We start from the raw sequence: 26,123 nt of genomic DNA on the forward strand, positions 1-26,123 counted from the left end.
AAACATGCTGACTACTTCCGAGTTGTTCCGGCGCGGCCGCCTGGCCGGTGCGGTGCTGGCCGTGGCGCTGACCGTGTCGGCCTGCGGCTTCCATCTGCGCGGCGACGGCGGCCACTACACGCTGCCGTTCCCGACGATGTACATCGGACTGCCGGAAGCGTCGCCATTGGCCATCGATTTGAAACGCAACATCCGCGCCAACGGCGGCACCACCGTGGTCAATGCGTCCAAGGATGCGGATGGCGTGGTCGAGGTGATTTCCGATCCGGAGAAAACCCGCACCAAGACCATCCTGTCGCTGAACAGCAATGGCCGCGTGCGACAGTATCTGCTGTCGTACAACATCGTGTTCCGCGTGCTGGACAAGCAGGGCAAGGAGCTGCTGGGCAGCACGCAGATCCTGCTGACCCGTCCCATCGACTTCAACGAAACCCAGTTGCTGGCGAAGGAACAGGAAGAGGCGCTGCTGTACAAGGATATGCAGACCGATCTGGTGCAGCAGATGATGCGCCGTATCGCGGCCATCAAGCCGCAGCAGGTGTCGCTGCCGCCGCCGGCGCCAGCCGCGCCTGGCCGCTAAGGACGCGCGATGCAATTAAGGTTGGAAGCGCTGGACGGCCATTTGACGAAGTCGCTGTCCCAGCTGTACGTGATCACCAGCGACGAGCACTTGCTGGCGCTGGAAGCCGCCGACAAGATCCGCAAGGCGGCGCGCGCGCAAGGCTATTCCGAGCGCGACGTGCTGACCGTGGAGCGCAGCTTCAAGTGGGGCGAGCTGCTGGCGGCCAACCAGGCGCTGTCGCTGTTCGGTGACAAGAAGCTGATCGAGCTGCGCATCCCGACCGGTAAGCCCGGCAAGGACGGCGGCGCGGCGTTGCAGAATTATGTGAAAGACCTGAGTCCGGACAACCTGACCCTGATCACGCTGCCGAAGCTGGATTGGCAGACGCAGAAGGCGGCCTGGGTCGCCAGTCTGCAGCAGGCGGCGGTGTATATCGACATCGCCCAGATTGAACGGGGGCAGTTACCCAATTGGATAGGCCAGCGCCTTGCCGCACAAGGGCAAAGCGCGGATAGACAGAGCATCGATTTCATCGCCGATCGCGTTGAAGGCAATCTGCTTGCGGCCCATCAGGAGATACAGAAGTTGGCCTTGCTGCACGAGCCGGGCAAGCTGACCTACGAGCAGGTGCACGATGCGGTGCTGAACGTGGCGCGTTACGACGTGTTCAAGCTCAGTGAAGCGATGCTGTCGGGCGACCCGGCGCGTCTGGTGCGCATGCTGGAAGGCTTGAAAGGCGAGGGCGAAGCGCTGCCGCTGGTGCTGTGGGCCGTGTCGGAGGAGATCCGCACGCTGCTCAAGCTGAAGGCGGGCATGGCGCAGGGCCGTCCGCTGGGTGCGCTGCTCAAGGAGTATCGTATCTGGGGACCGAAGGAACGCATGATGGAGCCGGCGCTGCGCCGCATCTCGCTGCCGGTACTGGAAGCGGCGATGAAGGACGCGGCGCAGGTCGACAAGATGATCAAGGGCTTGCGCGCCAAAGCGCATGCCGGCGACGCGTGGGATTCGATGCTGCAGCTAGCCTTGAAGGTCGCACGCGGTTAGGAAAGCTACCGATGGATATCAAGCACTACATGGAACAACTGGGCCAGCAGGCGCGCAAGGCATCGCGCGCCATGGCCCGTGCCGACAGCGCGACCCGCAACCGCGCGCTGACGCTGATCGCCGACGCGATCGAACGCGACGCCGCCCAGCTGCGCGCCGCCAATCAGCTCGACATGGACGCGGCGGCCGCGAACGGCCTGGCCCCGGCCATGCTGGACCGCCTGGCGCTGTCCGACCAGGCCATCGCGACGATGGTGGAAGGCCTGCGCCAGATCGTCGCGCTGCCCGATCCGATCGGTGAAATCACCGGCCTGAAATTCCGCCCGACCGGCATCCAGGTCGGCCAGATGCGCGTGCCGCTGGGCGTGATCGGCATCATCTACGAATCGCGTCCCAACGTGACGGTGGACGCGGCGGGCCTGTGCATCAAGAGCGGCAACGCCACCATCCTGCGCGGCGGTTCGGAAGCGATCCACTGCAACCGCGCGCTGGCCAAGCTGGTCAAGGAAGGCCTGCTGGGCGCTGGCTTGCCTGAAGACGGCGTGCAGGTGGTCGACACCACCGACCGCGCCGCAGTGGGTGCGCTGATCACCATGCCGCAGTACGTGGACGTGATCGTGCCGCGCGGCGGCAAGGGCCTGATCGCGCGCCTGATGGAAGAGGCGACGGTGCCGATGATTAAGCACCTGGACGGCATCTGCCACGTCTACATCGACGCCAAGGCCGATCTGAAGAAGGCGCTGGACATCGGCTTCAACGCCAAGTGCCACCGCTACGGCACCTGCAACACCATGGAAACGCTGCTGGTGGCGCGCGCCATCGCGCCGGTGGTGCTGCCGGAACTGGCCAAGCTGTACGCGACCAAACAGGTCGAACTGCGCGCCGATCCTGAAGCGATGGCGATCCTGGCCGGCTACCCGCATCTGGTGGCCGCCACCGAGGAAGACTGGTCGACCGAATACCTGGCTGCGATCCTGTCGGTGAAGATCGTCGCCGGCATCGATGAGGCGATGGAGCACATCAACCATTACTCGTCCAAGCACACGGAATCCATCATCACCGAAGACCACACGGATGCGATGCGCTTCCTGCGCGAAGTCGATTCGGCGTCGGTGATGATCAACGCGTCGACGCGCTTCGCCGACGGTTTCGAATACGGCCTGGGCGCGGAGATCGGCATCTCCAACGACAAGCTGCATGCACGCGGCCCGGTGGGGCTGGAAGGTTTGACTTCGCTGAAGTACGTCGTGTTCGGTCACGGCGAAATTCGTCAATAAGGGGACTTATGCTCTGGATTAAAGCACTGCACATTTTCTTCGTGATTGCCTGGATGTCGGGCGTGTTCTACCTGCCGCGCATCTTCGTCAACCTGGCGATGGAAACCGACAAGGCCACGACCGCGCGCCTGCTGCTCATGGCGCGCAAGCTGTATCGGTTTTCGATGTGGTTGTCGGTGTTTGCGGTGGTGTTCGGAGCGACCCTGGCGTGGATGCAGTACGGCGAGGAGCTGCCGCACTGGCTGCACGCCAAGCTGTTCTTCGTGGTGCTGGTGATCGGCTACCACCACGCGTGCGGCGGCATCCTGAAAAAATTCGAGAAGGGCGTCAATACCCGCAGTCACAAGTGGTATCGCGTCTTCAATGAAATGCCGGTGTTTATGGTGCTGGCGGTAGTGCTGCTGGTTGTCGTCAAACCCTTCTGATCGGAGCGTCATGAGTAAAGTCTGCCAGTATTTTTTTGCCACCCATTCGCCCTGGACGTATCTGGGCCATGAGCGTTTTGTCGCCATGGCACGCCAGCACGGCGTGCAGGTGGAAGTGCGGCCGGTGGACCTGGGCAAGGTGTTCGGCGTGTCCGGTGGCGTGCCGCTGGCCAAGCGCGCGCCGCAGCGCCAGGCCTATCGCCTGGTCGAATTGACGCGCTGGTCGGAGTTCCTCGGCATTCCGCTCAATGTGCAGCCGAAGTTTTTCCCTGTCTCGCCGGAGCTGTCCAACCGCATGGTGATCGCCGCGCGCCTGACGCATGGCGTGGACGTGGCGCTGGCGCTGTCGTTCGCGGTGATGCGCGGGCTGTGGGCTGAAGATAAAAATATCGGCGACGAAGAGACGCTGGTGCAGATCGCCGGCAGCTGCGGCCTTGATGGCAAGGCGCTGATCAAGTCGGCGGAGACGGCCAGCGTGCAGGCCGAGTACGACCGCAATACGGAAGACGCAACGGCGGCCAGTGTGTTCGGCTCACCGTGGTATGTGTTGGATGGTGAAAGTTTCTGGGGCCAGGACCGCCTGGACTTCCTGGAAAGAGCAATGCAGAAGTAAGTTTTTTTTAACGGACAAAAGGTACACCTATGGCTTCCTATTTTTGCCCATGCCCTCGCGGCATGGAAGCGGCGCTGGCCGAAGAACTGGGCGAAATCGCCCTGCTGAGCACCACCATGAAGGTGCACAACCAGGTGCCGGGCGGCGTGCACTGCTCCGGCGACCTGCTGGATTCCTACCGCATCAACCTGCACTCGCGCATCGCGTCGCGGGTGTTGATGCGCATGGCCGTCACCGGCTACCAGAACGAGAACGACATCTACGACCTGGTGCTGGCGCAGCAGTGGGAAGACTGGTTCACCTACGACCACACCATCCGCGTCGATGTCACCGCCGTGAAGTCCCCGCTGAAAAGCCTGGAGTTCACCACGCTGAAAATCAAGGATGCGATCTGCGACCGCTTCCGCGACCAGTTCGACAAGCGTCCTTCGGTCAACACCAAGGAACCGGACATGCGCATCGTCGGCTTCCTCGACGCGCGCCAGTTCATCATCTACCTCGACACTTCCGGCGAAGCGCTGTTCAAGCGCGGCTGGCGTGAAGAGACCGGCGACGCGCCGCTGCGCGAGAACCTGGCCGCCGGCCTGCTGCGCGTGTCGGGCTGGAAGCCGGGCATGCCGCTGTTCGACCCGATGTGCGGCTCCGGCACCATCCTGTGCGAAGCGGCGCAGATGGTGCAGGGCATTCCGCCGGGCGCGCGCCGCCGCTTTGCCTTCGAAGCCTTCAACGACTTCGATCCGGCGCCGTGGAACGAGATGAAGAATTCGATCAAGGCCAATCCGCTGCCGGAATCGCCGACTATCTTCGGCTCCGACATCTCGGGCGACATGGTGGCGATGACGCGCCATAACCTGAAGTGCGCCGGCATCATGTTCGACGTGCCGCTCAAGCAGATCGAGGCGCAGGAAGTGAAGGCGCCGACCGAGCAGCCGGGCATCCTGCTGACCAACCCTCCGTACGGCGAGCGTATCGGCGTGCGCGGCGACAGCACGCTGCCGGAAGACGAACTGGCGACCAGCTTCTACTCGGCGCTGTCGACCACCTTGAAGCAGCGCTTCGCCGGCTGGACGGTGTTCCTGTTCACGGCCGACCTGGGCCTGCCGAAGCTGCTGCGCCTGAAGGAATCGCGCAAGACGCCGTTCTTCAACGGCGCCCTGGAATGCCGCTTGTTCCGCTTCGATATGGTGGCGGGCTTCAACCGCCGCGAAGCAGCCAAGCCTAAAGAAGTTTAAGAAGTAAGCGCCGTGCTTTCCGGCGCGGCGCAACCGCCGGAAAGCACCGCATGTTCCCCACACCTCCCGCCAATCTCCCTCCCGATCCCGTCGTGGAGGTGCCGGAACCGCCACCCCCGCACATGAAAGTCCTCAGCGCCGCAGCGCTGGCCGCCGTGCTGGCGGCGTTGTCGATGCTGGGGCCTTTCTCCATCGACGCCTATCTTCCCGCCTTCCCCAACATCCAGGCCACGCTGAACGCCACGCCCATCGAGGTGCAGCAAAGCCTGACCTTCTACATGCTGTCCTTCGCCTGCATGGTGCTGTGGCACGGCGCGCTGTCGGACGCCTTCGGCCGCCGCAACGTGGTGCTGGTGTCGCTGGTGATGTTCGCCATCGGCACGCTGGGCTGCGCCGCCGCGCACAGCGTGCATTACCTGTGGGCCTTCCGCATCCTGCAGGGCGTGTCGTCCGGCGCCGGCGTGGTGGTGGGGCGGGCCATCATCCGCGACCTTTACGAGGACGCCGCCGCCGCGCGGCTGCTGTCGATGGTGACGATGATCTTCTCGATCGCCCCGGCCATCGCGCCGATACTGGGCGGCTGGGTGGTCACGCTGTTCGACTGGCGCGCGATCTTCCTGGCGCTGCTGGCCTACAGCGTGCTGCTGTTCATCTACTGCTACCGCCGCCTGCCGGAGACGCTGCCGAAGGAAAAACGCCATCCCTTCAATCCGCACTTCCTGCTGCGTAACTACACCGAGATCCTGCGCTCGCCGCTGTTCCACATGAAGTCCGGCGTGGTCGCCTGCAATTTCGCCGGCCTGTTCCTGTACATCTCGTCGGCGCCGGTGTTCCTGCCGCAGCACCTGGGGCTGGGCGCCTCGCAGTTCGGCTGGCTGTTCATACCGTCGGTGAGCGGGATTTTCCTCGGCGCGCTGGCGGCGAACCGGATTGCCGGAAAGATGACATTTTCGCGACAGATTGGTATTGGCTTTTGTTTCCTGCTGGCGGCGTCGATATTTAACGTTTGCTACCACTTGCTGCTGCCGCCCGCGCTGCCCTGGTCGGTGGCGCCGATGTTCTTCTACACCTTCGGCATGTCGGTGGTGGCGCCGGCGGCGACCTTGCTGGCATTGGACTTGTTTCCGCATATCCGGGGAACGGTGGCATCCTGCCAATCTTTCGCCACCACCCTGCTCGGCGCCATCGTGGCGGGGGTGATCGCACCCTTCCTATCACACTCCGTGCTCTGGTTAGCCGCAGGACAGATGGCATTTAGTACCTCTGCTCTCGTTTTGTGGTTGACGTCGCGCTATTACCGGAGCATGCTACTACGCCATCCGGGCCAATAATTATTTACGGCAGGAAATTGAGTTAGTTTAGAAAGAAATCTTACTTGCTGTTAAGTTACTAACGAGACTTTATGTTAGTATAACTTTTTGCTAGTGAGTTTCTTCCCACGTTTTTTGCACAACGCACCCGGCCCAGACAACGCTTGATACGATGCATCAACCTGACCATGATATTCGCAATCGCCTGCTGATTGCCCGTCTGCCGGCGATGCCGCAGATACTCATTAAGTTGATTGAGCACTTGCAGGCCGACGACGCCGGCATGCCGGAGCTGGCCGCCCTGATCGCCAAGGATGCGGCGATGACCAGCAAGATCCTCACCGTCGCCAACAGCTCGGCGTACCACCGCAACGCGCGCGTGGTCGGCCTGGAGCAGTCGCTGGTGTCGCTGGGCACCGACATGATCAAGACGCTGGTCATCAGCGAATCCGTATTCCAGACCTTTAACAGCTTCCCGCATTCGAGCAGCACCGACCTGCGCGGCTTCTGGAAAGGCTCGCTGACCACCGCCGTCATCGCCCGCGACATCGCCAAGAAGATGGAGTACCCGCACGTCGAAGAGGCTTATCTGGCGGGCCTGCTGCACAACGTCGGCCGCCTGGCCTTGCTGGCGACCGCGCCCAAGGAGTACGCATTCAACTTCATGGCGCGCGATGACGAGGACCTGTGCGCCGTCGAACAGCGCACGCTGCAAATCACCCACTCGGAAGCGGGCGCCTGGCTGATCGAGCGCTGGCACCTGGACTCCTTCCTGGCCGACAGCGTGCTGTATCACCATGAACCGATTTCGCGCGTGGAGTCGGCGCATCCGCTGATCCGCGTGGTGCGCCTGGCGCACCTGCTGTGCTTCCACGAAGACCAGGAACAGGCCATCGCCGAAGCCGGCCACCTGTGCGGCCTGGATGGCGAGGCGTTGGAGCTGATCGTCAAGAGCGCCGCCCGCCAGGTGGAGAAGTCGGCCGCCTACCTGGGCATCGACCTGGCCGGCGCCGACGATATCCCGGCGCCGTCGGCCTATGCGCCGCCGGTGGTCGATCCGGTGCAGCAGCGGCTGTCCGAGGAAGTGCGCAACATGGTGCTGGTGTCCGAGATGGGCCAGACCTTCGCGCGCCAGCAGGGCGAAGCCGGCCTGCTCGATGCGATGACGCGTTCGGCGCGCATCCTGTTCGATTTTGAAAACGCCATCGTGCTGCTGGAGAATCCGACCGGCCATGCGCTGCACGGCACCGCCACCGGCGACCAGCAGCAGCGGCTGGCCGAATTCGTCATCCCGCTCAACAAGGGCGGCGTGGTGGCCGAGTCGGCGGGCGCGCGCAAGCTGAGTTTCGTCAGCCGCGATTCGCAGGCCCTGAGCGTGGCCGAGGAACAGCTGTTCCGCATCCTCGGCAGCGAGGGCATGGTGTGCCTGCCGCTGGTGGCCAACCAGCGCTGCCTGGGCGTGTTGATCGGCGGCGCGCCGGCGTGGCAGATGGCCGGCCTGCAGAAGCGCGAGCGCTTCCTGCAATCGTTCGGCACCCAGGCCGCCGCCGCGCTGGAGACGGCGATCAGCGAGCGCGGTCACACCAAGCGCCAGATCGCCCATGTGGCCGAAGAATACCGTGAAGCCTCGCGCCGCGTGGTGCACGAGGTGAACAACCCGCTGTCGATCATCAAGAACTATCTGTCGGTCCTGGACGGCAAGCTGGCCAAGCGCGAACCGGTGGTGGGCGAGATGTCCATCCTGAACGAGGAGATCGACCGCGTCGGACAGCTGATCAACGGCCTGGCGGACCTGCAGCCGACCGAGAGCTCGCGCGTGACCGATGTGGGCCGCGTGGTCGACGACGTGCTGCGCCTGTTCCGCGCCACCGACTTCGTGCCGGCCTCGGTGCAGATCGTGGTGCGCATGCAGGAGGAGCCGGCCGAAATCGACGGCGACGCCGACCTGCTCAAGCAGATCCTGGTCAACCTGATTAAGAACGCCGTCGAAGCATTGGCCGACGGCGGCAAGATCGAAATCTCGAATCGCGGTCACGTCAACCGCGAACGCAAGCTTTACCTGGAGCTGGTGGTCAGCGACACCGGCCCGGGTCTGTCGGCCGAGGTGCTGGCCAATCTGTTCTCCGCAGTACGCAGCACCAAGGAAGGCGCGCACCACGGCCTGGGCCTGTCCATCGTCCACAGCCTGGTGAAGAAAATGCAGGGACTGATCACCTGCCGCTCCGGTAAAACGGGCACCACCTTTGAGATCCTGCTGCCCGCCCGTGGCAGCACCAGTCAAGTCGCCGGCGTGCAAACGCGGGTGATGGATTCAGTTTAAGGCCATGATGAACCTGAACCCAGTCAGCCTAGCCGCTGTCACCACGGACGACCACGCCCCCGTCGCCCTTCCCGATAACTGCCCGCGCATCCTGCTCGTAGACGACGAGCCGCGTTTGCTGTCATCCCTGTACGAACTGCTGCGCGACCGCGACTACCATCTGGTCACGGCCACTTGCGGCAGCGAGGCGCTGGCCCAGCTGACCAGGCTCAAATTCGACCTGATCCTGCTCGACCTGCGCCTGCCGGACATGAGCGGCCACGAGATCATGGACTTCATCAACGCCAAGGAGATCGACGGCGACGTCATCGTCATGAGCGGCGATGTCGGCATCGAGGCGGCCATCGGCGCCTTGAAGCGCGGCGCCTACGATTACCTGCGCAAGCCTTACAGCCGCGAGGAGCTGCTCAAGACGGTGGAGAACGCGCTGCAAAAGCGCCGCCTGGCCATCGATAACGAGCGCATCGCCTCCAAGCTGGAAAATTCGGAGAAGATGTACCGCTACCTGGTGGACAGCTCGCCGGACATCATCTACACCCTGAACCACGAAGGCAAGTTCACGTTCGTGAACGACCGCGTGCAGCAGCTGCTGGGCTTTACCCGCGAAGAGCTGATCGGCCGCCACTACTCGGTGCTGGTGCACGACGAAGACCAGGAGCGCGCGCGCTACGCCTTCAACGAGCGCCGCGTCGACGAACGCGCCTCGCGCAACGTCGAGCTGCGTTTGAAGTGCAATACCGGCAGCGGCATCGAGCGCACCTTCAACAACACGCTGATGACGATTTCGCTCAACGCGATCGGCATGCACATCCCCGACCACGAGGTGAAGAAGCACGAGTTCTTCGGCACCTACGGCGTGGCGCGCGACATCACCGACCGCAAACGCGCCGAGGAAGTGATCTCCTACCAGGCCTACCACGACATCCTGACCGACCTGCCTAACCGCATGCTGTTCAAGGACCGCCTGGGCCTGGCCGTGATCCAGGCCAAGCGCAAGTTGACCGAGCTGGCCGTGATGTTCGTCGACCTGGACCGCTTCAAGCTGGTCAACGATACGCTGGGCCACGTCAAGGGCGACGAGCTGCTGCAGCAGGTGGCGCAGCGCCTCAAGGATTGCCTGCGCCGCGGCGATACGCTGGCCCGCCAGGGCGGCGACGAATTCACCATCGTGCTGCCGGAGCTGCGCGACCGCCAGGACGCCAAGTCCATCGCCGACAAATTCCTCGAAAGCCTGCACAAGCCCTTCGATCTCGATGGTCACGAGGTGCACATCTCGGCCTCGATCGGCATCGCGATTTACCCGGGCGACGGCGAGACCATCGACGAGCTGCTGCGCCATGCGGACATCGCCATGTACCAAGTGAAGGCGCTGGGCAAGAATGGCCACAGCTTCTATCACAACTCGATGCTGGACGTGTCGCACCAGAAGATCGCGCTGGAGCAGAGCCTGCGCAAGGCGCTGGAGCTGAACGAGCTGGAAATGTACTACCAGCCGCAGGTCGACGTGGCCACGGGCCGCATCATCGGCGCCGAAGGCCTGATGCGCTGGAACCATCCGCAGCGCGGCCTGCTGTCGGCCGGCGAGTTCCTGCCGTTCGCCGAAGAGAATGGCCTGATGCTGCCGATCTCCGACTGGATGCTGGGCGCGTTGTGCCGCGATCTGCTGCAATGGAACGCGGCCGGCGGCGAGGCGATCCGCCTGTCGCTGAACCTGTCGCCGCAGTATCTGGACCGTGGCGATTTCTTCGAGAAGATGCGCGGCGCGCTGACGCGCTACGGCATTTCGCCGGCGCAGATCGAAGTCGAGATCACCGAGAACATCTGCATCCGCAATCCGCAGTATGCGATCGAGCAGTTGAACAAGTTGTGCCAGCTGGGCGTGTCGGTGGCGATCGACGATTTCGGAACCGGCTATTCGTCGCTGTCGTATCTGCACCGCTTCCCTATCCACACGATCAAGATCGACCAGTCCTTCGTCAAGGAGATCCACGACGAGAACGGCCACTATCCGGTGATCCTGGCGATCATCTCCATCGCGCGCGGCCTCGGCTTGCACCTGGTGGCGGAAGGCGTGGAGACCGAGGTGCAGGCGCGCTACCTGCAAGCCAACGGCTGCACCACGATGCAGGGCTATCTGTACCACCGGCCGATTTCGCTGGCCAGCTTCATGGACGTGCTGCAGGAGCAGGGCCGCCTGACGGCGCCGCCGTCGGGCCATGTGCTGCATGCGGTCCCCACTTTAGACACCCAACCGGCGATGATCGCAATCCAAGCCTGAAGCAGCGTAGAAAAACGGTATGACGAAATACAGTCCCAACGAAGCCGACGCAAATAACGGCAGCACTTATACGGCCGAGTTCTTGCGCGTCAAGGGACTGGCCGAGCGCGGCGTCGCCAATGCCCAGCATAGCCTGGGCTTTATGTATTTCAACGGCCAGGGCGTGGCGCAAAGCTATGAGCTGGCGGTGGTCTGGTATCGCCAGGCCGCGCAGTCCGGCCTCGAACACGCGCAGTACAACCTGGGCGTGATGTACCAGAAGGGCCAGGGCGTCGAGCAGAATTACCAGGAGGCGGCCGCGTGGTACCAGCTGGCCGCCGAGCAGGGCTACGCCGCCGCCCAGTACAACCTGGGCTGGCTGTACGCCAAGGGCCAGGGCCTGGACGCCGATACGCAGAAGGCCATGTACTGGTTCAGCAAGGCCGCCGACCAGGGCGACGCCGGCGCGCAAAACAATCTCGGCATGATGTACGACACCGGCAAGGGTGTGCCGCAGGACTTCAAGCAAGCCATCGCCTGGTACCGCAAGGCGGCCGAGCAGGGCTATCCGCGCGCGCAGTTCAACCTCGGCCTGCGCTACGACAACGGCCAGGGCGTGCCGCAGGATGTGGGCCAGGCGATGTCCTGGTACCGCAAGGCGGCCGACCAGGGCTATGCGCCGGCGCAGTTCAACCTGGCGCTGCGCTTCGACAAGGGCGACGGCATCGCGCAAGACAGCCAGAAGGCCATCCTGTGGTATCGCCGCGCGGCCGAGCAGGACCACGCCAGCTCGCAGTTCAATCTGGGCCTGATCTACGACAACGGCCAGGGCGTGCCGCGCGACGAGCAGAAGGCGCTGGACTGGTACCGCAAGGCGGCCGAGCAGGGCCACGCGGCGGCGCAGAACAACCTGGGTCTGCGCTACGATCACGGCCAGGGCGTGGCGCAGGATTACGAGCAGGCGCAGTTCTGGTACCGCAAGGCGGCCGAGCAGGGCTTCCCCGGCGCGCAATATCATCTGGGCATGCTGTACGACGCCGGCCACGGCGTGGTGCAGGATCACCAGGAGGCGATCTTCTGGTACCGCAAGGCGGCCGACCAGGGCCATCTGCGGGCGCAGTTCGACCTCGGCCTGCGCTACGAAACGGGACGCGGCGTGCCGCGCGACGACCGCAAGGCCATGGCCTGGTACCGCCGCGCCGCCGAGCAGGATTACGCGGCGGCCCAGTACAACCTCGGCCTGCTGTTCGACAAGGACGATGGTCCGCAGCCCGATTGCGCCCAGGCCAACGGCTGGTACGCCAAGGCGGCGGAGCAGGGCCATGCGCTGGCCCAGTTCACGCTCGGCCTGCGCTACGACAACGGCCAGGGCCTGGCGCAGGATTATGCGCAGGCCCACCACTGGTATCTGAAGGCCGCCGGCCAGGGCCATGCGCGCGCGCAGTTCAACCTGGGCCTGATGTTCATGGTGGGCCAGGGCGTGCGCGCCGATATCGCGCAGGCCTGGATGTGGCTGGCGATGGCCGAGCGCAGCGGCTATGCCGCCGCCGGCCGCTACCTGAAAAATGCCGCCGCCCGCATGGACAGCAGCCAGCTGGCGCAAGCGCGCGAGCGTCTCGAATTGCTACCTGGTTAAAACTATTCTGTAACAACGGTAGACACGCTAGTTATTTTATAGTTAATATCTAAAAACCAACTAAAACATAGGGTGTCTTATGAACAAATTTTTGACCGCCGCAATGCTCGCCAGCCTGGTCGGTTTGACCGCCTGCGCCACCGTGGATCAGCCTATCGTCCAGGCCGACGCTTCGGCGCCTGCCGTCAAGCCATCCCAGATTCGTCCGCTGACCGGCACGCGCATCCCTTCCAAGGGCACGGGCCAGACGCTGTCTGCCACTGAAGGTTCCGACTACGACCGCGATTCGCGCGGCCAGGCTGCACCCTACACCAAGTAATTGTTTCGCACGGGACGTTCAAGTCCCGCTGTTTATTGCCGTTAGTTAGACGACAACCACTCTTCCGCAGTGGCATCGGGTTCCTACGGCATGCAGATCAACACCAACCTCTCCTCCCTGAACGCCCAGCGCAGTTATGCGCTGTCGGGCGAGGAGATGGCTGCGCGTCTGCAAAAACTGTCCAGCGGCCTGCGCATCAATTCGGCCCGCGACGACGCCGCCGGCCTGGCCATCAGCGACCGCATGAGTTCGGACATCAACGGCCTGCGCCGCGCGCGCCAGAACATCAACGATGGCATTTCGCTACTGCAGGTGGCGGACGGCGCGGCCGGGCAATTGCTGGGGAATTTCCAGCGCATGCGCGAGCTGGCGGTGCAAGCCGCCAACGATACCAACAGCAAGGTCGACCGCGCCGCCATCCAGGTCGAGGTGAATGCGCTGGTCGCTTCCAATGTGGACATCGTGGCCGGCGCCCGCTACAACAACCTCGCACTGCTGGACGGATCGTTCTCGCAGCAACTGCAGGTCGGCTCCCAGGCCGGACAGACGCTGGCGCTGAATATCCCGGCCGCATTGGCGCCGGCCGGCTACAACAAGGCCTTGGTCAACGTCGCGCCGCAGCAGGCCACTCTGGTCGGCACGGCGGTGCTGGCGGCGATAGGTTTTGGCGATCTGATCATCAATGGCGCGGCGGTCGGCGCCTCGTCCGCCGGTGCGCAGGCCGGCCAGGGCGCCGCCAGCGCCTACGCGGTGGCGGCCGCCATCAACGCCGCCAATGTGCGCGATGTGACGGCCAGCGCCGCCACCACGCTGTCCGGCGACGTCGGCGCCAACGGCGTGCTGCCGGCCGGAGCCTTTGCCATCAACGGCGTCAGCATCGGCGCCGTGGCCGGCAACACTGCCGCCATCCGCGCCGCCAATGCCGCCGGCGCCATCAGCGCGGCGTCCGCCGCCAGCGGCGTGACGGCCAGCGCCAGCGGCGGTACGCTGACCCTGAGCGCCGCCGACGGCCGCGACATCATCATCACCGAATCCAACCCGGGCAGCACCGCCTCGCTGGGGCTGGCATTGGGCACGCACAAGGGTAACGTCACCGTCAGCAATGTGCCGCGGCCGGGATCGCACCCGCTCAGCATAGGCGGCGCCAATCCGTCGGCGGCCGGCCTGCTGGCGGGCCGGCAGGCGTCGGTGGTGGTCGGGCCGCCGGACCTGCAGCTGCAGGATGTGTACAGCGGCGGCGAGCCGGTGCAGGATCTGTCCACCTTCAGCGGCGCCTCGGCCGCGCTGGACTACTACGACGGCAAGATCGACCAGGTGAGCGAGGTCCGCGCCGCGCTGGGGGCGGCCAGCAACCGGCTGTCGGCGGCGGCCGGCAACGACGAAAGCGGCGCCAACAACCTGGAGGCGGCGCGCTCGCGCATCCGCGACACCGACTACGCCAGCGAGACCGCGCAACTGACGCGCGCCAGCATCCTGCGCCAGGCCGGCGCCTCGATGCTGGCCCAGGCCAACGCCCAGCCGCGCTACGCGCTGATTCTGCTGCGCTAGTCCCGGTCCGGCGCCGACACGTGGCCGACCCGGTAGCGCTGCTCGTTCGGCAGCGGCGGCAAGGCCGGTTCCGCGCCCCACAGGCACAGGCGCACGATGCTCCAGCCGCCCGGCTCGAAACCGATCACCACCGCCAGCGCGCCGCACTCGAGCGCATGGCGCGCATGTTGTTCCTCCCGTTGCCGCCATTGCGCCAGGTCGCTGTGGGGCGGGATGGCCTCGACGCTGCGGGTGGCGTGGCGCGCTTGCCGCACCCCGGCGCCGATGCTGGCGTGCCAAGGCGTCCAGGTGCGCACCGCCGGCCACCCGAAGGCCTGCGCCACGCCGGCGAAACCGGGGCCGTTCAGGAAGTCGTGCATGCCGTCCTCGCTGTGCCACAGGTAGAAGGGCGCGTACAGGTTTTCCGGTGCCGCGCCGCGTTCGGCGTACAGATAGGCCTTGAACGCCAGGTGCGGCAGCCGGTCCAGCAGCGGCCCCTTGCCGGCGATGCGCTCGCGCACGATGGCCATGTCGTAGTCGGCCGGCAGGCTGAAGCTGTATTGCATGGCGATCATGCCGGCCTCCACAGGCTGGCGGCCGGCTCGCCGCCGCTGAACGACCAGTCGTCGCCCTGCGAGACGGACAGCACCACCATCACATCCTGCGGCCGCAGGCCCGGTGCCTCGGCCAGCAGTTCGACCAGGCGGCGGTAGAAGGCTTGCTTCATCTCGGTGCTGCGCGGCTTGCCGGTGGTGATGTTGATCAGCACATAGTCGTCGGAGCGCGGGCCGGCCGGGCTTTCATAGTCGCGGTCGAAGACCAGCTCGTACGGCTCGTGCTGGTGGATGGCCTGGAAGCGGTCTTTGGCCGGCACGTTGAAGGCCTCGACCATGGCGCGGTGCAGGCTGTTCGACAGCGCGGCCAGGTACTCGGGCGATTTTCCTTTCAGCAGAGAGATGCGGCTCATGGGCATGACGGCCTCCGTTTTGTGATTGACAGGTCCACGATACAGGACTATTTTGATCCTGGAAATCAGGAATATTTTGATCAATGCTTCGATAAATCGGGATGGTCATGCGACGAATTACCTTCGACCTCGACGTGCTGCGCACCTTCGTCACCGGCGTCGACCTGGGCAGTTTCGCCAAGGCGGCGGAGCGGCTGGGACGTTCGACCTCGGCCGTCAGCGCGCAGCTGAAGAAACTGGAAGACCAGCTGGGCTTGCCGGTGCTGCGCAAGGAAGGGCGCGGCATGGTGACGACCTCGGCCGGGGAATCGCTGCTGGGCTATGCGCGCCGGCTGCTGGAGTTGAACGATGAGGCGGCCACGGCGGTGCGCGGCGCCGAGCTGGCCGGCAGCGTGCGGCTGGGCATGCAGGAAGATTTCGGCGAGCACATCCTCACCGAAGTGCTGGGCCGCTTCGCCCGCGTGCACCCCAGGCTGCGCATCGAGGCTTGCGTGGCGCGCAACGCCGACCTGATGGCGCAGCTGGCGGCCGGGCGGCTGGAGCTGGCGCTGGCCTGGCACAGCGATGCCGCGCCCCCGGCGCCGGCGCCCGAGCTGGCCCGTCTGACCATGCGCTGGATCGCCGCCGCCGGCCACGGCGACTGGCCGGCCTGGGGCGGCCACGGCGAGCCGCTGCCGCTGGTGATGATGGACGCGCCCTGCATGATGCGCTCGGCGGCGATACAGGCGCTGGACCGGGCCGGCATTGCGTGGCGCATCGCCTTCAGCAGCCCCAGCCTGGGCGGCGTGTGGGCGGCGGTGGCGGCCGGACTGGGCGTGACGGTGCGCACGGCGATCGGCTTGCCGCCGGCCTTGCGCGCGCTGGAGCAGCCCGGCCTGCCGCCGCTGCCGGTGATCGGCCTGCGCCTGCATTGCGGCAGCGACGAGCTGAGCGCCCCGGCCCGGCGGCTGCACGACATCGTGCTGCAAGCCATCGCCGCCCATCCGGCGACGTCGGCGCACGGAGCCGCCGTGGCGTGATGATGCAAGATTTGCCATTTTTCATCAGGATTGCGTAGACTAGTGCGCACTATGAAAAAAATCGCCAGGGTGTCCATGTTTGCTGCATTGATCGTCGCTGCCTATCTGAGCTTATGGCCGGTCCCCATCGAGCCGGTCAGCTGGACCGCTCCCACGCCGCCAGGCTACACGGGCCCGCACGCGGCCAACACCCGGCTGGCCGGCCTGCAGCAGATCTCGCTGGGCGCCGAAGCCGGCCCCGAGCACGTGCTGGCCGGGCCCGACGGCAAGCTCTACACCGGCGTCCTCAGCGGCAAGATCCTGCGCATGCAGGCCGACGGCGGCGCGCAGCAAGTGCTGGCCTCCACCGGCGGCCGGCCGCTGGGTCTGGCCTTCGACGCCGCCGGCCAGCTGATCGTCGCCGACGCCATCAAGGGTTTGCTGTCGGTCGCGCCCGACGGCCGCGTCAGCGTGCTGGCCGACCGCGTCGATGGCGAGACTATCCGCTTTGCCGACGGCGTGGCGGTGGCGGCCAACGGCAAGATCTACTTCAGCGATGCGTCGCAGCGCTTCGGTCCCGGCCAGCGCGACACGATGGAGGCGGCCATGCTGGACGTGCTGGAGCAATCGGCCACCGGCCGCGTGCTGGAATACGATCCGGCCGCCAAGGCCACGCGCGTGCTCGCCTACGGCCTGAGCTTTTCCAACGGCGTGCTGATGAGCGCCGACCAGCGCCACCTGTACGTGTGCGAGAGCGGCCGCTACCGGGTCTGGAAAATCGACGTCGACGCGGCGAAGCTGGATGTGCGGATGGCGTCGCCGCAGGCGCAGGTGCTGCTCGATAACCTGCCCGGCTACCCGGACAACCTGGTGCGCGGCGAGGGCGGCCGCATCTGGCTGGGTCTGTCCGGTGCGCGCAACGACCTCGACAAGATGGCCGGCCAGCCCTGGCTGCGCAAGCTGATGCTGCGCGTGCCGCGCGCGCTGTGGCCCGAGCCCAAGCCTTACGGCCACGTGCTGGCCTTCACCGAGGATGGCAGCATCGTCGCCGACCTGCAGGATCCCAGCGGCGCCTCGCCCGTCACCACCGGCGCCACCGAGGCCGGCGGCCGCCTCTACATCCACAATGTGGCCGCCCACAGCATCGGCTGGCTGGCCCGCTGAGCCCGCTTGCATCTTGCTACTATGATAAAAACAACGTTTTCATAATATTTTTAAAAACAGCTATCATATTGATAATTTGTTGACATATTCGCAGTAAAATAAGCGCACTGTTGCTCGCCAAATCCTCCAATCATCTTGAAGGTTAGCCATGCGTAAGTTATTTTCTGCCTTGTTGTGCGCCGTCGCGTTCGGCGCTTCGTCCGCCGAGGCGGCAATCAATCTGGTTGCCGATGGCGATTTCTCCGCCGCGACGCTGTCGCCTGCCTGGACGCAAAGCGGCGACACTTCGGCGCAGACGCTGGGCTATGATTATTCCGGCACGCCGTTGTCCAACCTGTTCAACATGGTGTTCAGCGATGGGGCCTATGCGGGCTTCGGCATCCTGGGGCAGAAGGTGGACATGGACCGCCACTTCATCTACAAGCTGGACTTCGACCTGCAGCGCTATCATGCGAGCCAGACCGACCCGGTCGTCAACGACTCCAAGGTGCTGCTCGACGGCAAAGTCATCTGGCAGCAGACCAACACCGGCGGCGACTGGACCCATGTCACGGTGCCCAATCTGTGGAGCGACCAGGGGCAGGTCTGGCTGCAGTTTTTCAATAAAAACTTCTTCGACTACACGGCGCTCGACAATGTGATGCTGCGTCCGATGGGCCAGGTCGTGCCGGAACCTTCTTCCGTCATGATGCTGTCGCTGGGCCTGGGCATGCTGCTGCTGGCGGGCCGCGCCAAACGGCGCCGATCTTCCTGAGCCGGCTGCCGTCAGCCTGAACGCCGTCCGCCGACGGCGCTTTTTCTTACGCCGCCAGGCATCGCCGCCGCGGCCTCTTTCGCTACCAGGAGCCACCATGTCCATACCCTTCTTAGGTGAAATCCGCATGTTCAGTTTCGGCTTTGTTCCCAAAGGCTGGGCGCGCTGCGACGGACAACTGCTGTCGATTAACCAGAACCAGGCGCTGTTCAGTATCCTGGGCACCAACTACGGCGGCAACGGCATCGCCAATTTCGCGCTGCCCGACCTGCGCGGCCGCATGCCGATGCACAACGTCCAGCCGGGGGCGACAGGCGGCGCGGCGCATATCACGCTGACGACGGCGCAGGTGCCGCAGCACGGCCACACCGTCTACGCCGCCAACCAGGTCAACCCCACCGACCTCCGCTCCACCAGCCCCAGCGGCAATTACCTGGACTCCATCCCGGCGGGCGGCGCCAACATTTATCACGGCTTCGACGGCAGCGCGGCCCTGCATCCGGACACGGTCGGCAATGCCGGGAGTTCCGCGCCGCACGAGAACCGGCAGCCTTACGCGCCCAGCCTGTTCTGCATCGCCCTGTCGGGCATTTTCCCTTCGCGTAATTGAGCTTGTCCTGCTTTCAGGAGACTAACCATGTCCGTACCTTATGTTGGTGAAATTCGCATGTTTGCGGGGAACTTTGCTCCGGTGGGCTGGGCTTTTTGCGACGGCGCTCTGTGGCCGATATCGGAGAATGAAGTCTTGTTCGCCCTGATCGGCAACACCTATGGCGGCGACGGCGTCGAGACCTTTGCCACGCCCGACTTGCGCGGCCGCGTGCCGGTCCACGTCGGCACGCTGCAAGGCGACACCTACCAGCTCGGCAAGAACGGCGGCCTGGAGCGGGTTGCGCTGAGCACGGCGGAAATGCCGTCCCACAAGCACACGATCAACGCCAGCAGCGCCGCGCCGCCGCCCGCCGGCGGCGGGATCAACATCACCGACGGCAGCAGCTGGGTGCCGGCGGCGCCATCGCCCAAGCCCAAGGTGTACGCCGCCGTGGCGCCGAATCTGTTGATGGGCGCCAGCACCATCGGCACCCACAACGGCGGCCAGCCGCATGAAAATATGGCGCCCTATCTCGCGGTGCAGTTCATCATTTCGCTGTTCGGCGTCTTCCCTTCCCAAAGTTAAGGAGTAGTCATGGCAGATCCATTCCTTGCGGAGATCCGTCTGTTTGCCGGAAACTTTGCACCCTCGGGCTGGGCCACTTGCGATGGCCAGATATTGCCGATTTCGCAGAATACGGCCTTGTTCTCCTTGCTGGGAACCCAGTACGGCGGCGATGGAAAAAACACGTTTGCCTTGCCGAATTTGCGCCAGCGCGCACCGATAGGCGTCGGCCATGGGCCGGGGTTGAGCGAGCGCCTCCAGGGCGAATCGGGCGGCCAGGCCAGCGTGACTTTGGCGGCGGCCGAGCTGCCGTCGCACGCGCACGACATGCGGGCGACCAGTACGCTGGCCAGCACCTCCAGCCCGAACGGCAACACGCTGGCCGTTTCCGTATCGCCGACGCCGCCGTATATCGGACCGTCGCCCTTGCATCCCATGGGCGCGGCCGTGTTGAGCGGTGCCAACGGCGGCGGGCAGGCGCACGACAATGTGCAGCCCTATCTGGAGCTGAACTTTATTATTGCGTTGCAGGGCATCTTCCCACCGCGCGGCTAATCTTCGTCAAGGAGCGATCATGGAACGTCGAACATTTGTGCTGGCTACCGGAGGCCTGCTGGGCAGCAGCGGCCTGTGCGGCGCGGCCGAGATGAGCAAAGCCAGGACCGCGCCGGCAGTCGGCATAGGCGCCGGCAACGTCGCGCCGCCGGCGGCCGGCAGCGCCGCGTATCTGGCGCTGGTGCAGGAGCGCTTCAATGTGTATCCGGGCAGCCGGGGGATGGCGATGACGCTGCTGAGCGTCAAGCGCAGCTTCGTGGACGCGCGCGGGGACCAGTTCTCGCTGACCTTCGCGGTGGCCGCCGGCCCGGCGCTGGCCAGCGGCATTTACGAAGTCGAGCACGCCAGCATCGGCAAGCAGGCCATCTATCTGCAACGCGCCGGCGATGGTCCGGAAGGCGTGTACTACCGGGCCGACTTCAATCTGCTGAACTGAGACGGCAGCGGCGGGGCGGCGCCCGCCGCCGCTATCCTGCTGCCTAAATGCTGTTGCAACTATCGGGCTTGAAGCTGGAGCCGCTGGCTGGACCGTAAAGGCAGGCCGCGCCCAGTTTGTCTTTTTGCGTCAGTGTCAGAGACCAGTCGCCTAGCCCGTTGCATTGCGGGTAGTGCATCACGGAGAAGGCGTCGTAGCTGGTCAAAGGGACCCAGTTTTTGTCTTCAAAACACTTGCCGGCTTCAGGCCTGGTTTGTTCATGGCGATAGCCCAGGGTATGGCCAAGCTCATGACGCAGTATCCCGGCCAATTCCAGTTTCCCCGGCTTCAGCGTGAACGACGAATCGTCGATCAGCACATTGCGTTGGGGGCGGGCATAGCGCGGGAAAAATGCGCGGGCAAGATACTCTCCACCGACGTTCACCGGACGTACATCGAACACCACGCCAGGCGTGGACGCATCACATTGTCCATCCAGGCTGTCGACGTGCACGAAGCGCACGTCTGCCACCGCTTCCCAGGCTTGCGTTGCGCTTTGAATCGCCTGCAGGGTTTTCGTATAGTTGCTTCCAAATGTCTTGCTGATGCAGTAGGTCAGATTTCTCTTGCTTACGTTATCCCAGGCTGCGGGGTTGCCGTTGGGAGCGTCCAGGATGAGTTGCGTCGTGGCGCCCTGGCCAAGGGCGATGCCGAATTTCGTGCTCTTCCATTCCGCCACGATCTCCCTCTGGTAAAAGTCCATCAATTCCTTTTCATCGGCCACCGGCGTATCGCCGTTCACGATGTAGACGCCGCCCGGGAAGGATTCTTTGTAGACCTTCTTTTTAAATGCCTCGTACCCGAGGTCTATCGCTTTCTCGCGCGCGGCCAGGGACAGGAGTTTGCTTTCGCGTACGGCTGATTTAAAAGATGTCGCCTCATCCGCTCCAAGTGCAAATGCCAGCGAAAGTGACGCGATGGAAGATGTCACCAGTACTGCTGTGATTACTTTTTTCATGGAAGCTCCCCAGGGTGGAATTCATGTGTAGGCGCTCATGTGTTACATCGGCGCTTTCCTATCGTGCGCTTCGATTGTGTCTGCAATAAAATGCAAAAATGTACACAAATTGTCACTATAGTTAAATTCTGTCTCTGGGGAGTTTTGATAGCGGGATGGCTGACTATTCAAGGACGCAGCAAGGTCGGCAAGATCAGGCTGGTCAACAGTTTTTCGCTCAGCGGATGGGCGCCGCGAATCTGGAAATTGGTGGTCGTGATGACGACCACCGCATCCTGCTCCGGCAGCACGAACACCTTGTTGCCGCCCGATCCGGACATGCCGTAAGCGGGCACGGTGCGCTCATCAACCTTGAACTGCTGCAGCCACCACAGATAGCCGTAGTCGTAGCCTTCGCGGGCATTCGCATGCGGGGCGATGGAGTTGCGCACCCACTCGGATGAAATGATTTGCTTACCTTCCCAGCGGCCGCCGTTGAGGTAAAGCTGGCCGAGCTTGGCCAGGTCGGCGCTGCGCAGCTGCAGGCCGCCGCCGGTCATCGCCGATCCCTTGGGCTGGAATTGCCATTTCACCTGCTCGATGCCAAGCGGCTTGAACAGATTGGCGGCGGCGAAGTCCGGCACGCTCTGCCCGCTGACGCGTTCCAGCAAGGGCCCCAGCAGCGTGACGCCCGCAGTGCAATAGCTCCAGGCGCGGCCGTAGGGCGATTTTTCAGGCCGCGGCTGCCAGTCGGGAAATCCCCGTATCGGCAGGTCGGCCGCAAAGCGGCTCCAGTCTTCGATCAGGTACATGCGTTCCTCGTTGCCCCGGGAAAGCTGGTTGTCGTCGTCGCATTCGAGCAGCGAGCTCATGGTCAAGAAGTCTTCGACCGTGATGTTGTCCTTGCGCGGATCGGGGTTGGCCAGCGGCTGCAATTCCGGGAAGCGGGGCAGCACTTTGGTGTCCAGGCGCAGCTGCTTGCGGTCGGCCGCCACGCCCACCAGCATGCCGGTCACGGTCTTGGTCACCGACCGCGTGTTGCGCAAGCCCTCGGGGCCTTCCTTGTCGAAGTAGTGTTCGTAGATCAGCTTGCCATGCTGCGACACGACGACGCTGGTGATCTGTTTGTACTCTCCGGCATTGATGGCGCTCGTTACTGCATCCAATGGCTGTGCATGGACGCCACTCGTCATCAGCAGCAGTAGCGGTAGGGGCAGGTGTCGCAACATGGTGGTCTCCGTTCGTTGAAAGTCCGGATATTCTAGGGACGGCGGACGCGCTTCGTGAGTCCCGGCCGACGAACGCGGCCTGCGGCGGGATGAATGGTAGTAACGGTATGACGAGTTGTTGGCGCGGCGGATGATGCATGCGCAGGAGCCGCCATCATTGCGTGGTGAAAGGCTCTTCCATCGCCCGGCACACCGCGCGGTTGCGGCCTTGCTCCTTGGCCTGGTACAGGGCCTGGTCCGCCGCCTTGACCAGGCGCTCGGGCGCGTCGGCGGACCCGGGCAGCATGCTGGCCACGCCGATGCTGACCGTGACGCGGCCGAACTCGGACGCCTGGTGCGGCAGCACCAGCGTCTCGAAGGCCTTGTGGAGCTTGATGCCCAGCTTGTGCGCCTGCGCCGCATTGCAGTTGGGCGCGATAAAAACGAATTCCTCGCCGCCGTAGCGCGCCACCATGTCGCCGGCGCGGCACATGCTGGCGGCCAGGACCAGCGCCACCCGCCGCAGGCATTCGTCGCCCTCGTGATGGCCGTAGTGGTCGTTGAATTTCTTGAACCAGTCGACATCGAGCATGGCCAGCGCCAGCGGCTGCTGGAGGCGCGCGGCCCGGCTCCATTCGCTGGCCAGCACCGCGTCGAAATGGCGCCGGTTGCCGATGCCGGTCAGGCCGTCGGTGGTGCTCAGGGTCTCCAGCTTGCGATTGAGCGATTCCAGTTCGTCGGCGTGCTGGTGCGCCTCCTGGTTGCGCCGGCACAGTTCCTCGCCCATGTGATTGAAACTGGTGGCCACGTGCTGCAACTCGTCGCGCGTGGCCAGCCGTATCGGCGTGACGAAGTCGCCGTTGGCCATGCGCTCGGCGCCATCCCTGAGCGATTTGATGGAGGACATCACCGCGATGCAGGCGCCGGCCGCCAGATACATGAACAGCAGCAGGAAGGCCGGCCCGGCCAGCACGGCGCTGTGGAAGCGCTGCATCTGCATCCCGGCGATCCGCGCCGCCAGGATCTCGTCGAGCAAGGGCAGCAGCAGCGTGCGGGTCTGCTCGTAGCCGCGGTCGATGGCGGCCGTGGTTTTTTCCAGGTAGCGCGCCGCATCGGTGCTGAAGCGGGCGCCCACGATGTCGTGGTTGACGATGCTCTGCACTTCGCCGATCGCCTCTTCGAACTGGCGCGCGAAGCCGGCGATGCGCGCGGCCACGCGGGGATTGGTGCGCTGCGCCATGCGCAGCACGGAATTGACTTCCTCCAGCCGCACGCGCAGCACCGCCAGCTCGCCGACAAAGGCGGCGCGGCCCTCGGCGTCGATGCTGTGCGCCGCCAGCGCCAGGGCGCCGTGCGCGCGCAGGCGGCCGACGGTGTCCAGCGTGGCGGGCAGCTTGGTGGTGGCCGCGTCCATCAGGTAGTAGCTGCTGGCGACCGGGTCGAGCACCAGGAAGCTGCTGTCGCCGACCTGGGCCACCATGGCCAGCAAGGCCTTCAGCAAAGCTTCATGGGCATCGCGGCTTTGCTCCGGCCCCATCTGTTCGGCCCCGCGGCGCAGCGCGTCCAGCCGGGATTTGATGGGGGGCCAGCCGGCGGCCAGCTGGAGCTGTCCGCCATGCTCGCCGATGGCGCGCTCGACCAGGCCGACGGCCCGATTCAATGCGGCCATCCTGTCCGCCCGCTGCGCTTCGAGGCTGGGCACGCCGCTCTTGGCGGCCGCGGCCAGACCCTCATGCTGCTGCAGCACCTGGATCAATGACAGCAAGGGCTGGTCGACCGCCAGGCCGGCCTGCTCCTGGCGCGCGATGTCGATGGCGTGATGCAGATTGGCGGTCAGGACGATGAAGAGGTAGGCGATTGCGACCAGGCCCAGCAGGCCGATGGCGGCGAACTTGTACGGATACCGCAGCCGGTGCATCAGCCCGACGGCGGGCTTCAGCATCAATTGAACAATGGAGATGATCTTGGCGGTCATCGCAGCGTTTCCGTCACTGAAAAGTGTCGACCAATTTCGCCATTTTGCGCCTTTCAGAATGATTGTCAATGTCACATCAGCGTGCCCGGGGGGATGGATGGGAAATCGCGCATCGCCTGTCCGATCACCGCAACGCTGCTGCAAATCGGCAACAAGTCCATGCTACTCTACGATAAAGATATCTAACTGGCATCTTGCTATGTGGAAAACCAGGGGACTTGCGATGTCGTATGAAGTTGTCCACACCTTCGGCAGCACGACTTACTTTTTGTTTGCAGTGTTTTTCCTATGGATCAAGGGCATTCCGAGGATCAATGCCGGGGCCGGATGGTGGGCGGCGTCCATCGCTTGCGCGCTTGCGGCGCGCATCATATTGTTTCTGTTTCTACCGTCGAAGAATGCGGCGCTGGTCATCGCGGTCTATGTCGCATTCAATGTGCTTGAGAAGCCATTGTTCCTGACGGGCCTGGTGCGGTTTCTGGAGCTCGATACCCGCCTGGCGTATTTCTGGCTGGCTGGGGTGATCGCGGAAGTATGGATAGTCGTTGGCCTTTTAGCCGATTGGCATCCTCTAATTCGCGCGTCGCTCTATTCCTTGATCAATTCAGGTTTGCTGGCCTGTGCCGGCTGGTTCGCCTTCTACCGGACCAGAGACTATCCCAGATTGCCCATGCGGTGTCTGGCGGTGTCCAGCATTCTCTTATCCGTTCACTGGCTCACCGGCCCGGTGCTCAGCCATTTCTCCGCGGCGTACTTCAGGAATGGATTTGTGATCGGCACGCTGCTGGTCAGCATCCAGTATTTTGCGCTGGTGGCGGCGATACTGACGCTATTCCAGCGCCGCGTGATCGCCTCGGAAGCCCAGGCCCTCGATCTGGCGTGCCACGATCCACTGACCGGACTCAATAACAAGCGTTACATGGGCACCTTGTTCGAGCAGGCGCTGTTGCTGGCCACCAGGCCGCACCAGGTGGTCGCGGTCTTCTATATCGACCTGGATAACTTCAAGCCGATCAATGACACGGCGGGGCATGCGGTCGGCGACGAGGTATTGAAACGGGTGGCTTCAAGGCTCAAGGAAAATACGCGCAGTACGGATATTTGCGTGCGCATAGGCGGTGACGAATTTGTCGTCATCGGCACCCAGCTGGACAACGAAGAGCAAGCCCTCGAGATTGGAAACAAGCTGCTGAAAAAAATTATTGCCGAGATTGAGATAGACGGGCAAACCTACGGACTGGGAGCAAGCATAGGGATAGCACTCTATCCGCGGCACGGGCACAACCTGGACGATTTGATGAAGTGCGCCGACAGCGCCATGTACCTCGTCAAGCGCAACGGGAAGAACAGCTGCGCCATCTACCAGGCGCAAGAAGAGGGTGGCAAGGCACAGGTTTGCTAGGGAAGCGGCG

General features: G+C 64.1%; 25 protein-coding genes. 20 read left to right on the forward strand and 5 right to left on the reverse strand.

Annotated features, from left to right (window positions below; genetic code table 11):
- Positions 1-4 precede the first annotated feature (4 nt).
- From GEV01_RS25945 to GEV01_RS31455, 12 genes are all read left to right on the forward strand, one after another.
- Complete coding sequence (locus GEV01_RS25945; RefSeq protein WP_152808553.1) at positions 5-580, forward strand: LPS-assembly lipoprotein LptE; 576 nt, start codon at positions 5-7, stop codon at positions 578-580.
- Between the two features lie 9 nt (positions 581-589).
- Complete coding sequence (gene holA, locus GEV01_RS25950; protein WP_152808555.1) at positions 590-1,606, forward strand: DNA polymerase III subunit delta; 1,017 nt, start codon at positions 590-592, stop codon at positions 1,604-1,606.
- An 11-nt stretch (positions 1,607-1,617) separates the two neighbouring features.
- Positions 1,618-2,883, forward strand: coding sequence for a glutamate-5-semialdehyde dehydrogenase (locus GEV01_RS25955; protein WP_152808557.1), 1,266 nt, complete (start codon positions 1,618-1,620; stop codon positions 2,881-2,883).
- An 8-nt stretch (positions 2,884-2,891) separates the two neighbouring features.
- Positions 2,892-3,308, forward strand: a complete 417-nt coding sequence (locus GEV01_RS25960) for a CopD family protein (protein WP_152808559.1) — start codon at positions 2,892-2,894, stop codon at positions 3,306-3,308.
- 10 nt (positions 3,309-3,318) lie between these two features.
- The gene (locus GEV01_RS25965) at positions 3,319-3,921 is read left to right on the forward strand and encodes a 2-hydroxychromene-2-carboxylate isomerase (protein WP_152808561.1); all 603 of its coding nucleotides are present in this window, start codon (positions 3,319-3,321) and stop codon (positions 3,919-3,921) included.
- 29 nt (positions 3,922-3,950) lie between these two features.
- A complete protein-coding gene (locus tag GEV01_RS25970) occupies positions 3,951-5,153 on the forward strand; it encodes a THUMP domain-containing class I SAM-dependent RNA methyltransferase (RefSeq protein WP_373994841.1) in 1,203 nt (400 codons plus the stop codon).
- A gap of 50 nt (positions 5,154-5,203) precedes the next feature.
- The gene (locus GEV01_RS25975) at positions 5,204-6,484 is read left to right on the forward strand and encodes a multidrug effflux MFS transporter (protein WP_175023228.1); all 1,281 of its coding nucleotides are present in this window, start codon (positions 5,204-5,206) and stop codon (positions 6,482-6,484) included.
- A 151-nt stretch (positions 6,485-6,635) separates the two neighbouring features.
- Positions 6,636-8,783, forward strand: coding sequence for an HDOD domain-containing protein (locus GEV01_RS25980; RefSeq protein WP_235914586.1), 2,148 nt, complete (start codon positions 6,636-6,638; stop codon positions 8,781-8,783).
- Between the two features lie 7 nt (positions 8,784-8,790).
- Entirely contained in the window at positions 8,791-11,061 is a 2,271-nt protein-coding gene (locus GEV01_RS25985) for a putative bifunctional diguanylate cyclase/phosphodiesterase (protein ID WP_152808892.1), read from the forward strand.
- A 19-nt stretch (positions 11,062-11,080) separates the two neighbouring features.
- On the forward strand, positions 11,081-12,676 hold the full coding sequence (locus GEV01_RS25990; protein WP_152808563.1) for an SEL1-like repeat protein: 1,596 nt from the start codon (positions 11,081-11,083) through the stop codon (positions 12,674-12,676).
- A gap of 79 nt (positions 12,677-12,755) precedes the next feature.
- Positions 12,756-12,995: a hypothetical protein gene (locus GEV01_RS25995; protein ID WP_152808565.1), complete on the forward strand. Its 240-nt coding sequence runs from the start codon at positions 12,756-12,758 to the stop codon at positions 12,993-12,995.
- A gap of 69 nt (positions 12,996-13,064) precedes the next feature.
- Positions 13,065-14,543: a flagellin N-terminal helical domain-containing protein gene (locus GEV01_RS31455; protein ID WP_328595625.1), complete on the forward strand. Its 1,479-nt coding sequence runs from the start codon at positions 13,065-13,067 to the stop codon at positions 14,541-14,543.
- On the opposite strand, the gene GEV01_RS26005 is transcribed toward GEV01_RS31455, so the two are convergent.
- The gene (locus GEV01_RS26005; protein ID WP_152808569.1) at positions 14,540-15,097 is read right to left on the reverse strand and encodes a DUF4865 family protein; all 558 of its coding nucleotides are present in this window, start codon (positions 15,095-15,097) and stop codon (positions 14,540-14,542) included. The two genes, GEV01_RS31455 and GEV01_RS26005, sit on opposite strands and share 4 nt — an antisense overlap.
- Complete coding sequence (locus GEV01_RS26010; RefSeq protein WP_408014839.1) at positions 15,094-15,489, reverse strand: tautomerase family protein; 396 nt, start codon at positions 15,487-15,489, stop codon at positions 15,094-15,096. The genes GEV01_RS26005 and GEV01_RS26010 overlap by 4 nt, the downstream gene beginning before the upstream one ends.
- 107 nt (positions 15,490-15,596) lie before the next feature.
- Here GEV01_RS26010 and GEV01_RS26015 point away from each other — a divergent pair, with 107 nt between their 5' ends.
- The 7 genes from GEV01_RS26015 to GEV01_RS26045 all read left to right on the forward strand — a co-directional run bounded on the left by GEV01_RS26015 (position 15,597) and on the right by GEV01_RS26045 (position 20,552).
- Positions 15,597-16,508, forward strand: coding sequence for a LysR substrate-binding domain-containing protein (locus GEV01_RS26015; RefSeq protein ID WP_152808574.1), 912 nt, complete (start codon positions 15,597-15,599; stop codon positions 16,506-16,508).
- A 75-nt stretch (positions 16,509-16,583) separates the two neighbouring features.
- The gene (locus tag GEV01_RS26020; protein ID WP_152808895.1) at positions 16,584-17,651 is read left to right on the forward strand and encodes an SMP-30/gluconolactonase/LRE family protein; all 1,068 of its coding nucleotides are present in this window, start codon (positions 16,584-16,586) and stop codon (positions 17,649-17,651) included.
- 148 nt (positions 17,652-17,799) lie between these two features.
- On the forward strand, positions 17,800-18,405 hold the full coding sequence (locus GEV01_RS26025) for a PEP-CTERM sorting domain-containing protein (RefSeq protein WP_152808576.1): 606 nt from the start codon (positions 17,800-17,802) through the stop codon (positions 18,403-18,405).
- Between the two features lie 97 nt (positions 18,406-18,502).
- The gene (locus GEV01_RS26030) at positions 18,503-19,015 is read left to right on the forward strand and encodes a phage tail protein (RefSeq protein WP_152808578.1); all 513 of its coding nucleotides are present in this window, start codon (positions 18,503-18,505) and stop codon (positions 19,013-19,015) included.
- Between the two features lie 27 nt (positions 19,016-19,042).
- The gene (locus GEV01_RS26035; protein WP_152808580.1) at positions 19,043-19,582 is read left to right on the forward strand and encodes a phage tail protein; all 540 of its coding nucleotides are present in this window, start codon (positions 19,043-19,045) and stop codon (positions 19,580-19,582) included.
- Between the two features lie 9 nt (positions 19,583-19,591).
- Positions 19,592-20,116: a phage tail protein gene (locus GEV01_RS26040; RefSeq protein ID WP_152808582.1), complete on the forward strand. Its 525-nt coding sequence runs from the start codon at positions 19,592-19,594 to the stop codon at positions 20,114-20,116.
- Between the two features lie 19 nt (positions 20,117-20,135).
- Complete coding sequence (locus GEV01_RS26045; protein WP_152808584.1) at positions 20,136-20,552, forward strand: DUF6916 family protein; 417 nt, start codon at positions 20,136-20,138, stop codon at positions 20,550-20,552.
- Positions 20,553-20,595: 43 nt separating this feature from the next.
- Here the strand turns inward: GEV01_RS26045 and GEV01_RS26050 are convergent, their stop codons facing one another.
- The 3 genes from GEV01_RS26050 to GEV01_RS31235 form a co-directional block, all read right to left on the reverse strand.
- Positions 20,596-21,549 (reverse strand): matrixin family metalloprotease, encoded by a 954-nt coding sequence (locus GEV01_RS26050; protein WP_152808586.1) that lies wholly within the window; start codon positions 21,547-21,549, stop codon positions 20,596-20,598.
- 167 nt (positions 21,550-21,716) lie between these two features.
- The gene (locus GEV01_RS26055; protein ID WP_152808594.1) at positions 21,717-22,757 is read right to left on the reverse strand and encodes a serine hydrolase domain-containing protein; all 1,041 of its coding nucleotides are present in this window, start codon (positions 22,755-22,757) and stop codon (positions 21,717-21,719) included.
- Between the two features lie 154 nt (positions 22,758-22,911).
- Positions 22,912-24,711 carry a GGDEF domain-containing protein gene (locus GEV01_RS31235; RefSeq protein WP_235914587.1) on the reverse strand — a complete coding sequence of 600 codons (1,800 nt, stop codon included), beginning with the start codon at positions 24,709-24,711 and terminating at the stop codon, positions 22,912-22,914.
- A gap of 223 nt (positions 24,712-24,934) precedes the next feature.
- On the opposite strand from GEV01_RS31235, the gene GEV01_RS26065 reads away from it, so the two are divergent.
- Positions 24,935-26,113 carry a GGDEF domain-containing protein gene (locus GEV01_RS26065; protein ID WP_152808596.1) on the forward strand — a complete coding sequence of 393 codons (1,179 nt, stop codon included), beginning with the start codon at positions 24,935-24,937 and terminating at the stop codon, positions 26,111-26,113.
- Positions 26,114-26,123: the final 10 nt, after the last annotated feature.

This window comes from Rugamonas rivuli, assembly GCF_009380165.1.
Classification (GTDB): Bacteria; Pseudomonadota; Gammaproteobacteria; order Burkholderiales; family Burkholderiaceae_D; genus Rugamonas; species Rugamonas rivuli.

Bases quoted from the DNA above. Each gene is read 5' to 3' on its own strand.
- GEV01_RS25990 (WP_152808563.1), top strand. From the start codon at position 11,081: ATGACGAAATACAGTCCCAACGAAGCCGACGCAAATAACGGCAGCACT.
- GEV01_RS25960 (WP_152808559.1), top strand. From the start codon at position 2,892: ATGCTCTGGATTAAAGCACTGCACATTTTCTTCGTGATTGCCTGGATG.
- GEV01_RS26015 (WP_152808574.1), top strand. From the start codon at position 15,597: ATGCGACGAATTACCTTCGACCTCGACGTGCTGCGCACCTTCGTCACC.
- GEV01_RS26005 (WP_152808569.1), bottom strand. From the start codon at position 15,097: ATGATCGCCATGCAATACAGCTTCAGCCTGCCGGCCGACTACGACATG.
- GEV01_RS25975 (WP_175023228.1), top strand. From the start codon at position 5,204: ATGTTCCCCACACCTCCCGCCAATCTCCCTCCCGATCCCGTCGTGGAG.
- GEV01_RS25965 (WP_152808561.1), top strand. From the start codon at position 3,319: ATGAGTAAAGTCTGCCAGTATTTTTTTGCCACCCATTCGCCCTGGACG.
- GEV01_RS31235 (WP_235914587.1), bottom strand. From the start codon at position 24,711: ATGACCGCCAAGATCATCTCCATTGTTCAATTGATGCTGAAGCCCGCC.
- GEV01_RS26030 (WP_152808578.1), top strand. From the start codon at position 18,503: ATGTCCATACCCTTCTTAGGTGAAATCCGCATGTTCAGTTTCGGCTTT.
- holA (WP_152808555.1), top strand. From the start codon at position 590: ATGCAATTAAGGTTGGAAGCGCTGGACGGCCATTTGACGAAGTCGCTG.
- GEV01_RS25955 (WP_152808557.1), top strand. From the start codon at position 1,618: ATGGATATCAAGCACTACATGGAACAACTGGGCCAGCAGGCGCGCAAG.
- GEV01_RS25945 (WP_152808553.1), top strand. From the start codon at position 5: ATGCTGACTACTTCCGAGTTGTTCCGGCGCGGCCGCCTGGCCGGTGCG.
- GEV01_RS26055 (WP_152808594.1), bottom strand. From the start codon at position 22,757: ATGTTGCGACACCTGCCCCTACCGCTACTGCTGCTGATGACGAGTGGC.
- GEV01_RS25980 (WP_235914586.1), top strand. From the start codon at position 6,636: ATGCATCAACCTGACCATGATATTCGCAATCGCCTGCTGATTGCCCGT.
- GEV01_RS25985 (WP_152808892.1), top strand. From the start codon at position 8,791: ATGAACCTGAACCCAGTCAGCCTAGCCGCTGTCACCACGGACGACCAC.
- GEV01_RS26040 (WP_152808582.1), top strand. From the start codon at position 19,592: ATGGCAGATCCATTCCTTGCGGAGATCCGTCTGTTTGCCGGAAACTTT.
- GEV01_RS25995 (WP_152808565.1), top strand. From the start codon at position 12,756: ATGAACAAATTTTTGACCGCCGCAATGCTCGCCAGCCTGGTCGGTTTG.
- GEV01_RS25970 (WP_373994841.1), top strand. From the start codon at position 3,951: ATGGCTTCCTATTTTTGCCCATGCCCTCGCGGCATGGAAGCGGCGCTG.
- GEV01_RS26025 (WP_152808576.1), top strand. From the start codon at position 17,800: ATGCGTAAGTTATTTTCTGCCTTGTTGTGCGCCGTCGCGTTCGGCGCT.
- GEV01_RS26010 (WP_408014839.1), bottom strand. From the start codon at position 15,489: ATGAGCCGCATCTCTCTGCTGAAAGGAAAATCGCCCGAGTACCTGGCC.
- GEV01_RS26035 (WP_152808580.1), top strand. From the start codon at position 19,043: ATGTCCGTACCTTATGTTGGTGAAATTCGCATGTTTGCGGGGAACTTT.
- GEV01_RS26045 (WP_152808584.1), top strand. From the start codon at position 20,136: ATGGAACGTCGAACATTTGTGCTGGCTACCGGAGGCCTGCTGGGCAGC.
- GEV01_RS26065 (WP_152808596.1), top strand. From the start codon at position 24,935: ATGTCGTATGAAGTTGTCCACACCTTCGGCAGCACGACTTACTTTTTG.
- GEV01_RS26050 (WP_152808586.1), bottom strand. From the start codon at position 21,549: ATGAAAAAAGTAATCACAGCAGTACTGGTGACATCTTCCATCGCGTCA.
- GEV01_RS26020 (WP_152808895.1), top strand. From the start codon at position 16,584: ATGTTTGCTGCATTGATCGTCGCTGCCTATCTGAGCTTATGGCCGGTC.